This is a genomic window from Microcoleus sp. PH2017_12_PCY_D_A (assembly GCF_020738565.1).
Taxonomy (GTDB): domain Bacteria; phylum Cyanobacteriota; class Cyanobacteriia; order Cyanobacteriales; family Microcoleaceae; genus Microcoleus.
The window spans coordinates 1-14624 of record NZ_JAEQCI010000131.1; the positions used below are offsets into that span (position 1 = coordinate 1).

Consider the following 14624-nt stretch of genomic DNA (forward strand, 5'->3'; position numbering starts at 1 on the left):
TCCTTCTTTTTGCGGACTAAAGTCCACACTACCAACCTTTATCTGAGGTTCGTAGTGTGGACTTCAGTCCTTCTTTTTGCGGACTAAAGTCCACACTACAAACCTCACTATTAATAGCTTATTTTTTCGTCCCCAGATTATCAGCCGCCGCCACCAAATAATGAGCAACCTGCATCAAACCGTCCGAACTTTCTTGCAATCCACTGCACACTTTCGCCATCGAAGTATCCGCTTCTTCAAAAAACTTGTGCTGCGATGACGTAGTTATTTCCAAATAGCCAACTAATTGATTGTTGCCCAACTCCAGCGCGCGATGGAACTGATTAGTCATGTTTTGATAGGCACTTTCCACCCGTTGCACTTGTTCTTGTTCCGCTTGCAAAGCTGCATTTAATTGATTCACCAAATTTGTATAGGTAGTTTGCAATCTTTCCCCTTCTGTATTGAACTGATTTGCCATTTTTTCATAAACGCTTTCTACCCGCAGCACTTCTTGTCCGGTTATCTTTGCCAGTTCCTGCAACTGTGCCAAACGCTGGCTGGAATTCAAGCCCACAGAATTAGCAAACTGACTGACTTCGGCGGCTGTTGTCAAAATTTGGCTCATGCTTTGGTCAACTTGCTGCGACATCAATTTGCGTTTCTCCGATTCTTCCTGGAAAACTTTCTGCAAGCCGAGTACAACCTGCGCTAAACCTTTTTGCTGTTTGCCTAATGTTCCTTCTAGTAAATTGTTTTGTTGGGTAAAAAATTGCTGGAGAGAGGCTTGATACGTTACCCGAAAGTTGTCTAATTCTTCCTGGACAGTGACGCGGGTGTTTTGCAGCATGGAGTCAACATTCTGCAAGCTACCTACCAGATTTTCTCGGGCTTTATCCATCAATCCAGAAGCTTCATCGCCTACTACTTTGAGGGTGTCAGACTGAGTTTGAAAAGCGGAGTGGGTGGCATTTAAAATATTTGTCATCCGGGTTTCTACGCCTTGCAGCATTTCTCTTTCTTGTTCTGCTTGAGTGTGCAGAGATGCTTGCAAGTTGTCCTGAATTCCTCTAAATGTATCGGCGGCTTCTTGGGCGCTTTCTTGGAAGGCTGTTCTTTGGGCTTTCATGCCTTCAATGCTTTCTCCAACTCCCGATCGTATTTCGGTAGCCATTTCCTGCAAAACGCTGTGGGTGTCGGTTTGAAACTGTCCTAAAATTTGCTGCAAGTTGTTGGCAAATTCTTGCAACTGTACTAATGTATCTTGCTGAAAAGTTTGAATTGTTAGGATTGATTGTGCTAAACTAGAAGAGATTCCGCCCAATTCGTTTTTGAGTTCTCTGACAGCTTCGGATGCTTCTTGAGTTAACTGGGCACTTTGATCCAACCGCCCGACTACGGGTTGGATTACTTCGGTGCGGAGTCCTGAAAGCAGGTTGTTTAGTATCTCTTCGCCTTGGTCGGATTTAATCTGTTGGAGTACGGATAATTCTTGGCGGATGTCTTGGAAAACTGGGGTCATTGCTAAACCGATTTGCTGTCCGAGATCCTGGGAGTTCACATTGCTTTGCGCTTCGACGATTTGAGCAAATCCGGTTCTCATTGTCTCGATCGCCAATTCGATCGCACTTTCAGTATCGCCGCCGCTGGAATTGGCGCGGGAAAACAGTTGTTCCGGCGTTTGTAATTTCGCGATTTTATCTAATTTGTTCCGCAAATTGGATTGGTTAGCAACGCGCGCGCGATCGCCCCAAGCCAACACGATCGTAAACAAGCTAGAAGATCCCAAACCCATCAGAGAAGTCGAAAATGCTGTTTTCATCCCATCCAGCAACGTGCTAATCGAGGGTAGCAATTGTTTGGTATCTTCCAGCGAACCCAAGTTAACATTCTGCAAGCCGGTTTGAATGCCGTAAAATGTGCCTAAAACCCCGAGGGCTACTAAGACGCTGGGCACAAACCGCCACTGACTCCGAGGTGCCGATCGCCCTAAAATTCCCGGATACTGAAATAAGAGAAACCGCCCGGATTTTACCTGAGCCCTGTAAGCCTCGCCACCGGCGATTGTGTCGCCCGCCAAGTGATCGCTAAACCAGTCTAGCAGAATTTTCCAAGTGTCTGGTGCTGTTTCCGGCTGCTGTAGATCGATCGCCCCTGAGGTACCGCTTTCTAACTTCGAGCTCAAATAGTTGACAGCCTCAAAAGTCGATCGGCTTTTCGCGCCCACATAGCGCTGGTACCGCTTCACAGAAGTGTACTCGCCCCAAACAGCCGCGCACAGCAAAATTAGCGCCGCCCAGTGAAAAATGCTGTTCTGCCAAATTACCCCAAAAACAGAAGTCAAATAATTAATCAATTGCATATTGACAACCCGTTCAGTTTGTGTGTTTTACTTTAATCTCAATTCTGGGAAAAACTCACCTTAACGTTTTAATATAACAGATACCACGTCAAAAAAACCTCGTCTAACCTTCAGATTATTTATCTCATATAGCGATTCTCAAATAACTAGGACGGGCTCTCCTGCCCGTTCCACAAAAAACATTTTTTCTTGTGGAAAAGGCCGTAGAGCCTGTTACAAAATTTTATTAAAAGGATTTTTGCAAGAGGTCTAATGAGTTCCCGGGAGCGCGAGGAATTAGCAATTAACGATTACCAATTACCAATTACCAATTACCAATTACCCATTCCCGGACATACCTCATCTAAATGAGAAAGGTTATATCTAACTTTATTTGATAAATTATGTCATGATTAATAAAGAATCAAGAGGTACGCAATGTCAGCAGAATCGCCAACCCCAAAAATAGTCGTAGTCGGTGCCGGATGGGCCGGTTTAGGCGCCACCTATCACCTAGCCCAACAAGGCTATGACGTAACTTTATTAGAAGCAGGCCCTCAGCCGGGAGGCTTAGTCGCCGGGTGGAAAACCGCCGGCGGGCGTTCCGTAGAAGCAGGCATTCACGGCTTCTGGTATCCCTACAAAAACATCTTTTCGTTAGTCAAGGAATTAGGACTAGATCCCTTCACGCCTTGGACTCGTTCTTGTCAGTATTCCCCCGCCGGCTTGGAAGTAGAATCTCCCATTTTTCAGGACGAGCCGCGACTCCCCACACCGTTAGGAACCTTCCTCTACACGCGATTTAAAAGGCTGCCATTAGTCGATCGGCTTTCAGCCTTACCTTTACTCTACGCCGTCCTAGATTTCGACAACTCCGACGAAGCTTGGCGCAGGTACGATCGCGTTACAGCGCGCGAATTGTTCAAACAGTTTGGCGTATCTGCGAGGCTCTACCGCGATGCTTTCGAGCCGATGTTATTAGTAGGTTTATTTGCACCCGGAGAACAGTGTTCTGCCGCCGCAGCTTTGGGAATGCTTTATTATTTTATTCTAGCACACCAACCGGATTTTGATGTAGTTTGGTGTCGCGGCACAGTGGGAGAAAAAATCTTTCGCCCTTGGGTAGAACGCCTGGAAAAAATCGGCGCTAAAGTATTGACAAAGCGGCGAGTTACTGATGTAATAGTTGACAGCAACAACCGAGCGACGGGCGTTGTCTGCGGCGACGAAACCTTCGATGCAGATGCAGTTATTTTTGCAGTTGGCGTCACCGGAATGCAAAAAATTATCAGCAGCAGCCCCGCTTTGCAAAGCCGCCAAGAGTTTCGGGATGTGATGAATTTGGGCGCTGTTGACGTGTTAGCTGTTCGCCTGTGGTTTGACAGGAAAATTGACATTCCGCTGCCTTCAAATGCCTGTTTTGGATTTAGTTCGACTACGGGATGGACGTTTTTTGATTTGAATGCTTTGCACGATGAGTTCCGCTCGGAACCGGGAACAGTTGTGGAAGCTGACTTTTATCACGCCAATCAATTAATTCCCCTGAAAGATGAGGAAATAGTTGCCCTTGTTCAGCGGGATTTAGCGACTTGCATTCCGGCTTTTCGGGAGGCAAAAGTAATCGACAGCAGCGCGATTCGTTTGTCGCGGGCGGTGACGCATTTTGCACCGGGTAGTTATCAGTATTTGTTGCCTGCGGTCACAAGTTATGATAATGTATTTATGAGCGGTGATTGGGTTGTTACCCGTCACGGTTCTTGGTCGCAGGAAAAGGCTTGTGTTACTGGTTTGGAGGCTGCAAATTTGGTGGTTTCGCGCTTCGGAATTGGCAAGAAAGCTGCAATTATTCCGGTGGAGGCTGATGAACCGCACATTCAAATCGGCAGACAGATTAATCAGTTTGCTCGCAGTTTGACTAAAGCTGTTATTCCCGATTTTTGGCTGCCATAGTTAGAAGGAAGAACGAAGAATGAATTTCTTGCTTTAAGCGGTAAGGTGCGCATTGCGCACCCTACATATAGGCTAATGACTATTACCAATAAGGCCGGCTTTTCCAAAAAACTCCCACGGTAATTCCTATTAGTGCAGCTTCCGATAAACTTACTAAAAAAGCAGGTATCGGCAGGAATGACTTTAACAGCAAACCCAGTAAGGTGCGCAATGCGCACCCTACATATAGGCTAATGACTATTACCAATAAGGCCGGCCCTTCCAAAAAACTCCCACCGTAATTCCTATTAGTGCAGCTTCGGATAAACTTGCTAATAAAGCAGGTAGGGGCAAAAATGACTTTAACACCAAACCCAAGAGCACGCACAAAACTAAAACCCACAAATTAGTCCGGTTGAGCAAAAATTGCTGCTGCCAATACTCTAAAAAGTACACTGCTAAAGCTCCCATTCCCACTGCTGTGGCAAAAGGTATCAATATTCCGAGGGAAGAACCGTAGAGAAGCGTCAGGATGTTGCGGATTACCCGCGATTGCGTGAAACCCCAGGCTAAAAATAGTTCCACTCCAATGACGATGGAGTTGACGAGGGCGGCAATTTGCAGCATTTCTCGCCAGGGTAAAAGTTTTAAGCGGCGCAGAAAATTGCTCATAATCGGCAAATTTGGTAGGTTGCTTTGATTTTATAACAGTTTGGCTCGGGCGATCGACATTTGATGCGAGTTTGTAAAGTAAAATGAAGACAGAGGGCAGTCTCTTGACAAATTCACCCAGAGCACCTGCCTGCTAGTTGTTGGAACCCTGAAAGGAAAAGAGTTATGGTGGAGAACACTGTCGATTGTGCTGTAGCTTGCGTCAACGGCTGCGTTTTGGGCGACAAGTGCCCGAAGCGGGAATACGCAGAAGTAACTTCCAACTTTATTGAAAATACTTCTCTCGACAAAATGCTAGAAATGGCAGAGGAAGCGCTGAGAAGGAAACGGACGGAACCTCCCAAATGGGTAATCCCTGATTTTCCAGAATAGAATTACCGCTCTTTTGAAACAGCATCGCCCATTTGAAAGGGCGATGCTTTTTGTTGTTGGGAGTATCTCATTAAATGCGGAATTTATAGGTTAATTATTTACATTTTTAGACGGATTTTTTACCTCACAAACCTGCTTTTTTATGGCTTATATGGCGTCCCAACACCAATGATTAGTGGCCTCCTATTTGGGAACCTGAGGCCGCCATTTCTCGCACTTTTTGTCTAATTGGAAGTTCGATCGCAAATTCCGTTCCTTGGCCCGGTGTGGAACAACACCGCAAACTGCCGCCGTGCTTGTCTGTGACAATGTGCCAGCTAATTGACAAGCCGATTCCCGTACCTTTTCCCACAGGCTTTGTTGTAAAAAACGGGTCAAAAATACGATCGCACAACTCCTCGCTAATTCCCGGCCCGCTGTCATAAATTTGAATACTTGCCGTGTTCGAGTTGCTGACTTTCGTACAAATCCGAATCTGGTAGGGATTTGCTTGAATTTCCTCGAAAGTTTTTTCACTGGATGATTCTTCGATCGCATCGATCGCATTAGCTAAAATATTCATAAATACCTGATTGATCTCCCCGCCGCAGCACTCTACATTTTTTAAATCCGAGTCATACTCCCTAATCACCTCAATCGCGGGACGGTTCGCCTTAAATTTCAGGCGATTTTGCAAAATCATCAGGGTGCTGTCAATACCTTCATGAATATTAATCGGCTGCATTTCCCGCCCTTCTTGCCTCGAAAAATACCGCAGAGACAGAATTATATCGCGAATGCGATCGCCGCCTACCTGCATCGAATTTAGCATTTTTATCAAATCTTCCTTGATAAATTCTAGCTCCACCGCTTCGGCTGTTGATGCTATTTCCCGCGGGGGTTCGGGATAGTGCTGCTGGTAAAGATTGAGCACCTTGAGCAAATCTTCAGTATAATCGCTAACATAATTGAGATTGCCGCAGATAAAATTCACCGGATTGTTAATTTCGTGGGCGATTCCCGCCACCATTTGCCCCAAAGCCGACATTTTTTCGCTCTGAATTAACAGCGACTGAGCCTGCTGGAGTTCGTGCAGGGACTTCTGCAAATTCTCCTGTGTTTGCTGCCTCTGGTTCACCTCTTCCTGGAGTTGCTGGTTGGCTTGAGAAAGTTCAACAGTGCGCTCCTCTACCCGTTTTTCCAACTCAGAAGCCAGTTGTTCTAGGTTAATTTGAGCTTGTTTGCGATCGACAATTTCACGCTGCATTTGGGCATTTTGTTCCTGAAGTTTTTGATTCAGCTTGCGGATGCTCAAATGCGCTTTAGCGCGAGCTAAAACTTCTTGATTTTGAATCGGCTTAGTAACGTAATCAACCGCCCCCAGACTAAATCCTTTCACCTTATCTTCCGTCTCATCCAGCGCTGTCATGAAAATCACCGGAATCTCCTTTGTCAAATCGCCAGCCTTCAAAAGCCGGCAAGTTTCAAACCCGTCAATTCCAGGCATCAGCACGTCCAGCAATATCAAATCCGGCAGCGAGTATTCAGCTTTTTTGAGAGCGCTCTCCCCCGTCCGCGCCACCAACACTTTAAACCCCGATTCCGTCAAAAAATTAAACAGCACTGCCAAATTATTTTGGTTATCATCGACGATCAAGATAACGCTTTCTTCCCAAGGTAAGATGCTCATGTTTTCATTAATTCCTATATTTTTCTACGAATTCTAAAATCTTTGCTTCTTCAAAATTTTTAGCTAATTGATTCAGATGGCTGACAAAAGAGACATATCTTGCATCAATTTTTGCCAATTTTTCTGCTTGTTTTTGAATTCCTCCTAAGTCACCCATCATCGCTAATTCAAAAAGTACAGCTATTTCCTCTGCCGGAGGAGGGATAATTTTTTCATCCTGAATTTGAGATTGGTTATGGGAATCTGAATATTCATAATTTTCGTCCTGCAACTTCTCATAAATCCATTCTAACTCTAAATGAACTTGCAAGCAATTTAAAAGTTCCTCAGCCCGGATCGGCTTGGGGAGAAAAGCATTGCATCCTGCTGCTAAACTTCCTTGCTTTTCCACTTCCATAATGCTAGCAGAAGTGCCGATTGCGACCACATTTTTTAAGGCCGGCAACTTGCGAATTTGCCGCATTGCTTCAAATCCGTCCATCACCGGCATTACCAAATCAATCAAGATACAATCCGGTTGAAATTCCAGGGATTTATTCAAACAATCTTGACCGTCAGCAGCCTCAATTATTTCAAAACCCAACGGTTCTAACAGGTGAATTAAAACCGAGCGATTTTCCCACTGATCGTCCGCCACCAGAAGTTTTTTGTTAGTACCCTTGAAACCTTTGATCAATTTTTCGGAATACTTTTTCTTGGTTTCTGGGCTGTCAACTGCTAGCAAATCTAACTCAAACCAGAAAATGCTACCTCTGCCTAAAGTGCTTTCTACTTTCAATTCGCTGCCCATAATCTCGACTAATTGGCGGCTAATCGCCAATCCCAAGCCTGTTCCTTCAGTATGGCGGCGGGTATTTCCCACCTGTTCAAAAGGTGCAAATATCTTTGGCAATTCATCAGCAGCAATCCCAATTCCTGTATCTTCAACTTGAAACCGAATCCTCACCTTCGTAGTAAGGACTTCAGTCCTTCCTCCATCAAGGTTCGTAGTAAGGACTTCAGTCCTCTTTCCATCGCTTGCACAATCCACTACTGAAACCTTAAATGTTACCCCACCCCTTTCGGTAAACTTAACAGCATTGCCAATTAAATTAATCAAAATTTGGCGCAACTTCTTTTCATCGGCAGAGATTGCAGTGGGAAGAGACGAAAGATATTCGCAATTAAAAGCTATGTTTTTTTTTCCTGCCCGAATGCTACAAATAGCATTAATGCATTGAAGAAAATCGGGAAAATCAAATTCTGTAGGCAGGATTTCCATTCTCCTAGCCTCGATTTTAGAAAGGTCTAAAATATCCTCGATCAAAGCGAGCAAGTGTTCGCCGCAGCGGTGAATAACACCAATTCCATTTTGTTGTTGCGAGGTCAAATCTTTGTCGCGTTTGAAGATTTGAGTGTAACCTAAAATGCCGTTGAGGGGTGTTCGCAATTCGTGGCTCATGTTAGCTAAAAATTCGCTTTTGGCGCGGCTGGCATCTCGGGCGGCGGCTTCGGCTTTTTGGCGTTCTTGAATTTCTTCGGAAAGCAGCGAGTTTTTTTCGTGTAATTCTTGGGTGCGTTCTTTTACTTTTGCTTCCAGGGTAAAGTTGTATTCTTCTAGTTGTTTGTTGGCGGTTTCTAAGTTGGCGTAAAGGCGGGCATTTTCGAGGGCGATCGCAGCTTGGGAAGAAAGCAGTTTCAAAACTTCCAAGCGATCGGGTGTAAAAGCGCCGGTTGTTAAGTTATTTTCCAAATACAGGATAGCGGTTAATTTGCCTTGATAGACGATCGCCGCGCACAACACCGATTTGGGCTGGTGTTCGGCGATGTAGGGGTCATTGTTGAAAATAGCCTCGCTGCGGGCATCGTGGAGGACGATATCTTCGAGAGTGCGATCGACAAAATTGATTAGCGATCGCGGATACGCAAAATCCAAGCCCGCGCCTGAGAGCACCCGCACATCGCCGCCAGCTTCTCCCGCAGCTTCGATCGCAAATTCACCGTTTTTTGGCGCGATCAGAAACCCAGTTTGGGCCCCGGCATTTTCCAGCAAAATTTTCATCAATTTTGCCAGCAAAGAATCGAGGACAATTTCGCCGGAAATGGCAAGAGATGCTTTGATTACTGTAGCGAAATCCAGAGAGTTTTGACGGCCATTAGCGGTGGCAGAAGTTACAGTGAGAGTAGGGTGATTGCTGCTCAAAGAAGTGTCAATTTCCGGCATCCGTACTATCAATTGCGGATATCGTTCCTCCAAATCAGCAACCTTAGCATTCGCACCCCAGCGGATGTAGCCGTAATAAGCATCAGTCATGTAAACCTTAGCCACCTTCTCCCGCCCCGCCAACAGATAAAACTCAGCAGCTAATTCATTCGCCAAAGCCTCTTCCTGAATGTATCCCTGTTCGCGGGAATGTTGGATTGCGCGATCGTAATAATCTATTGCTTTATCTTTTTCCCCCAACACCCGGGCTTTCTCGGCCTCCACCAACTCGTATTTATGCTGGTAATTCATCGGTGCGTGAAAAGCCCAATCCTGCATCTTTTCCTGATTTGCTTCCACCTGTCGCAAATATTCTTCTTGTTGTTGAGTATCCGCCGTTGGATATACAGCTAATAGAGACAGCGAATAGTAAAAATTGTGTAGGGCAACATACATCAACCCCATTATTGATTGAATGTATTCAACTGCTAGCAAAATGTTAGCAACAGCCCCCGCGCCATCTTTCAACAAATAAAGCAGAATTCCTTTAGCTATATACAAATGAAAAAACGTCCAACCATTATTGGCAGCTTGCAACTGCGGCACCAAACTTACTTCATCAATTGCTTGTCCAATCAGCAGATACTTGTCAGTTGCCAAACCTTGCAAATTTAAATTGAGTTGCCTTTCTACATTTATTTCCAGTGCAATATATGGATTGCCAATTTCTTCGCTCAAATTTACGTATGATAATTGCTTGTTAAATAACGATTCTAGTTGCCCTCCCGTCAAAAATAGATAGATGCAATAATTACTCATACAATAACCAACATAGTCTAAAGATCCAAATTCAAGTCCATTGTGCAACGCATCTTGCAACGGAGTCAAACTTTCTTTGGCGTGTTCTTTCCACGGTCTAATAAAAGAGTTAAACATATTGTAAATGGGGCATATAAGTGGCTTGCCATTGAATATATCTAACAATTTCACAGCCAATTGCCCAGCGCGATATCCTTTTTCAATCTCTCCTACTGCACACAGTATCGTGCCGTACCAAACATAGGATAAAGCAGCGATGGCTGAATAACCCCGTTGAATGCAGAGATTAACTTGACAAACAACAATCTGAACACCAATCTCTGGTTTTACACCTAAAGCAGGAATAGTAATAGATTGAAGCAACTTTATTACTGCTATTAGCTCCGGCTCGGTCATTTTGGGCAATGTTTCTAAATCTTTAAACTCTGGCATTATTAACTCATTTTCAGCAAAATCTTGGATCTTTTTTAGAGAGAAACCCATCACAGCCAAAGCTTCCAATCCAGTATCCAAAGCTCGGGACATTTGCATGGTATTTATATACATTTGGATCTTAATCTCGTATACCTTTACCGCATCTAACTGAGTAGTAGCTTGCTGCAAGATTAACTCGCCCAGAATTTCGGATCGCTGTAAATTGGTATTAAGATATTCGGCTTCCATTGCCTCTGTATGTAGAGCCAGCGTCAAGTGATAATGACTCTGCCAACTTGACGGAACTTGACTTGACTCCTCACCAGTGCGAGAGAGAGAGTTGAGGAGTTCAATTCCCCGATTAAAATACCTGAGAGAAACTTCAAAAGCAGCCGCAGCCTTCGCTTTTTCACCTGCTATGAGATTGAGTTCAGCTAACTCGCATTTTTCCGGTTCAGATGTCAATAAGTCGATCCCGAAATTCAGTTGATTTACCAGTGCAAAAATATTATCTTTCCGTGCTTCCGGTGCAGTATTTCGCAGCAGCAGTTGACCGATTGTCAGGTGAGTTTCTTGTTTCTGCTCTTGGGGGATCAGAGAATAAGCCGCTTGCTGCACTTTGTCGTGCAAAAACTTGTAATCAACCTTAACATCTTGAAGCCCAGCCGACTCCGTTTCTGCTCCTTCAAAAACCAGCGGAATTTTGTAATCGCTGCTCAGAGGCAAAATTAGACCCGCCTGAAGCGTATCCCAAAGGTTTAATGCTGTTTCCTTCTGAGATTTTTCGCTGACAATTGCCAGGACTTCTAAATTAAACTGGTTGCCAATACAGGCGGCTAATTTTAATGCTGACTGCGCCGCAGCGGGCAACTTCCTAATATTTCGAGCGATTAACTCTACGACATTGCAGTCAGTAATCCCGATTGCTTGTATGTACCCGATATCCCACTGCCACGCACTGGATGAAAAATCGTAGACTAAGAGATTTTCTTGATAAAGAGTTCTGAGCAACTGAGTTAAAAAGAACGGATTACCTTGAGTTTTGTTAAAAAGCAGCTCTGCGAGCAGCTCGATTTTTTCTGTAATTTGAGCATCCAAAGTATCCGCAATTAATTCTTTGACATGACTTAAATTTAAGGGTGCGAGAATGATGTTGCTAACAATTGGCTGGGTTTTTACTTGTGTTTTGGCGATATTTTCAATTGTGACAATCAGCGGATGGGCGGCGCTGACTTCGTTATCTCGATAGGCTCCAATTATCAGCAAATATTTGCTATCTGAATCAGTCACCAGCAGTTCGATTAATTTCAGCGATGCCGAATCAGCCCACTGCAAATCGTCGAGAAAAATCACCAGCGGGTGCGACTGGGCGGTAAACACGCTAATGAATTGTTTGAAGACGCGGTTAAATCGGTTTTGCGATTCTGTAGGCCCTAATTGCGGTACTTCCGGCTGTTTCCCGATAATTAATTCGACTTCGGGAATCACGTCTGTAACAACTTTACCGCTGGTTCCCAAAGCGGCTAGCATTTTTTGTTTCCAAGTCTCGATAGATGCTGTACTTTCAGTTAGCAACTGCCGAATTAATGACTGGAATGCTTGAATCAGGGAAGCATAAGGAATATTGCGTTTAAATTGGTCGAATTTGCCGCTGATAAAATAGCCGCGCTGCCGGACAATGGGTTTCTGAACTTCGTTTACTAAGCAGGATTTGCCGATGCCGGAGTAACCGGAAACGAGGATTAATTCGACCCCCCCTGCCCCCCTTGCTAAGGGGGGGGAAGAAAGCTCCGAAAGCGCCCTCTGAGCAACGGGAATTCGCTCCGAAAGCCCCCCCTTACCAAGGGGAATTCCCTCCGAAAGCCCCCCCTTACCAAGGGGAATTCCCTCCGAAAGCCCCCCCTTACCAAGGGGAATTCCCTCCGAAAGCCCCCCCTTAACAAGGGGAATTCCCTCCGAAAGCCCCCCCTTAACAAGGGGGGGTTGGGGGGGTTCTACACTACTAATACGCTCAAAAGCGCTGAGTAAAGCGGCGACTTCAGTTTCTCTACCGTAGAGTTTTTGGGGGATGAGGAGTTGACCGGCCCGATCGGCATTTCCGGCAGTAAAATCAGATATATTGCCCGACGCTTGCAGCATCGCCAGACAAGCTTCGAGGTCAAACCTCAGCCCATCAGCACTTTGATACCTATCTTCCGCCGTCTTCGCCAACAACTTCATCACGATCGCAGAAATCGCTTCGGGAATTTCCGGCTTCAAACTGTGGGGCGCGGGTGCGATTCTAGCGATGTGACAGTGAACTAATTCTAAAGAGTCGATCGCATTAAACGGCAATTCACCAGTCAGCATCTCGTAAAAAGTGACACCAAGCGAATAGAAATCGCTGCGGTAGTCCATCGCCCGATTCATTCTACCAGTTTGTTCCGGCGATATATAAGCTAACGTACCTTCGAGCAAACTGGGATAGCTGGGAGTTGCGTTTTCTCGAACCAAGCGCGAGGAGATGCTGAAATCAGTAATTTTGACCCGATAGGTTTCTGGATTGATGATGATATTGTGCGGTTTAATATCTTTGTGAATTATTTGGTTTTGATGAATTTTACCCAAACTTTGGGCTAGCTGCACGGCAATTTTGAGGAATTGTGTTAAGTTGAGTTTGGTCGCTGTTAAAAATTTAGATAAAGCCAAGCCGCCAAAGTCTTCTAATGTCAGCGCCACACCATTATTATGAGTTTCTAGGCGGTAAGAATTGACAATATCTTCTATATTTATCAGATTTTTTCTGATTTTATATTCGTGTCTCAAGCGGGTAATCTCTTCGAGAGTTGGATACTCGCTTTTCAAGGTTTTGACAATGACTGGCAGGTTTTCTTTTTCCCAGATTCCCCGATAAATCACAGTATTGACACCAGAGTAAATTTGTTCGGTGATTTGATAGCCTGTTAGCAAAATCATAGTTTAATCAATTTGAATTTAAAGGGTTGACTGCTAATTTCCAGGAGTTGTGCTGTATGCGGAAGTCGATCGCGTGTGTTAGAGGGGTCATGGGCGCGGGCGATCCTCTCCGAGGGCTTCGCTAACGGCAAAACTCCCGAAATATACTCAACCATAGTACAAAACTGACAGTTGTGTCATTGGCTATTTAGCTTATGTTTAATCAGTTGTGCGCTACGTAATATTGCTTAGCTTTAATCTACTAATTTGTACTGCGACCGGAGCGATCGTACTTAAGTATTTATCGTAAATCTCAATCATTGCGAGTCAAACCCTGAAGGCTAACTTGCAAAACCGACAAACCCAAAATCAGCAAAAACAACACCAGGGCGATCGTACAAGCATAACCAATTTCCAAATCCTTAAAAGCCCGTTCGTAAAGATAATAAACAACAGTCTTAGAACTATTGCGAGGCCCGCCCTGAGTCATAATATAAACTTCCTCAAAAACCTTAGTAGCAGAAATCGCCGAAATCACCGCCACCAAAACCAAATAAGGCTTCATCAGCGGCACAGTAATATCCCAGTGTTTCCGCAAACCATCCGAACTGTCAATCGCAGCCGCCTCGTAAAGTTCTGCCGGGATAGATTGCAGCCCAGCCAAATAAATTACCATGTAATAACCCAAGCCTTTCCAGACAGTAACTGCCATCACGCTAAAGATTGCCACCTTCGGATTGGCCAGCCAAGAAACCGGAGGTAAACCCAACAATTCTCCGAACTGATTCAGCAATCCAGTTTCAGCAAACAGCCACTTCCAAGCAATCCCGGCGACAACCATCGAAATCACCGCAGGCGTGTAATATGCGGCCCGGAACCAGTTCATCCCGCGCAGCTTTTGATTGCACAAAATTGCCATTCCCAACGGTATAACAACCAATACAGGCACAACACAGATCAGATACAGCAGCGTATTGGTCAAAGTTTGCCAAAAAGTGCGATCGGCCCACAACCTCTCAAAATTCTTCAAACCCACCCACTGCGGCATTTGAGTTAAATCGTATTCGTAATTAGTAAAACTCAAATAAAAAGCTTGCAAAGCCGGCCACAAAACAGTCAAAGTCAAAATAAACAAAGCCGGAAACAAAAACAAATAAGGCGTCGAATAGCGTCGGAAAAAATTCAAATACATAATTGGTAATTGGTAATTAGTCTAGGTTCGTAGTGAGGACTTCAGTCCTTCTTTTTGGGGACTAAAGTCCTCACTACAAACCTTCGTCAACAAGCCGCCTTTATAGGTTCGTAGTGAGGAC

Annotated in this window: 7 protein-coding genes; 2 read left to right on the forward strand and 5 right to left on the reverse strand. The window is 44.8% G+C overall.

Annotated features, from left to right (window positions below; translation table 11 throughout):
- Positions 1-118: 118 nt before the first annotated feature.
- Positions 119-2341: a hypothetical protein gene (locus JGK39_RS28415; protein ID WP_293298285.1), complete on the reverse strand. Its 2223-nt coding sequence runs from the start codon at positions 2339-2341 to the stop codon at positions 119-121.
- Positions 2342-2758: 417 nt separating this feature from the next.
- Here JGK39_RS28415 and JGK39_RS28420 point away from each other — a divergent pair, with 417 nt between their 5' ends.
- Positions 2759-4270, forward strand: coding sequence for an FAD-dependent oxidoreductase (locus JGK39_RS28420; RefSeq protein ID WP_293262194.1), 1512 nt, complete (start codon positions 2759-2761; stop codon positions 4268-4270).
- A 240-nt stretch (positions 4271-4510) separates the two neighbouring features.
- Here JGK39_RS28420 and JGK39_RS28425 read toward each other — a convergent pair whose 3' ends face one another.
- Positions 4511-4921 carry a peptide chain release factor 1 gene (locus JGK39_RS28425; protein WP_293262197.1) on the reverse strand — a complete coding sequence of 137 codons (411 nt, stop codon included), beginning with the start codon at positions 4919-4921 and terminating at the stop codon, positions 4511-4513.
- 165 nt (positions 4922-5086) lie between these two features.
- On the opposite strand from JGK39_RS28425, the gene JGK39_RS28430 reads away from it, so the two are divergent.
- Positions 5087-5293 carry a hypothetical protein gene (locus JGK39_RS28430; protein WP_293262200.1) on the forward strand — a complete coding sequence of 69 codons (207 nt, stop codon included), beginning with the start codon at positions 5087-5089 and terminating at the stop codon, positions 5291-5293.
- 172 nt (positions 5294-5465) lie between these two features.
- Here JGK39_RS28430 and JGK39_RS28435 read toward each other — a convergent pair whose 3' ends face one another.
- The 3 genes from JGK39_RS28435 to JGK39_RS28445 form a co-directional block, all read right to left on the reverse strand.
- Positions 5466-6962 carry a response regulator gene (locus JGK39_RS28435; protein ID WP_293261529.1) on the reverse strand — a complete coding sequence of 499 codons (1497 nt, stop codon included), beginning with the start codon at positions 6960-6962 and terminating at the stop codon, positions 5466-5468.
- A gap of 7 nt (positions 6963-6969) precedes the next feature.
- On the reverse strand, positions 6970-13332 hold the full coding sequence (locus JGK39_RS28440; protein ID WP_293298287.1) for a hybrid sensor histidine kinase/response regulator: 6363 nt from the start codon (positions 13330-13332) through the stop codon (positions 6970-6972).
- Positions 13333-13624: 292 nt separating this feature from the next.
- Positions 13625-14503, reverse strand: a complete 879-nt coding sequence (locus tag JGK39_RS28445) for a sugar ABC transporter permease (protein WP_293261523.1) — start codon at positions 14501-14503, stop codon at positions 13625-13627.
- Between the last annotated feature and the right edge of the window lie 121 nt (positions 14504-14624).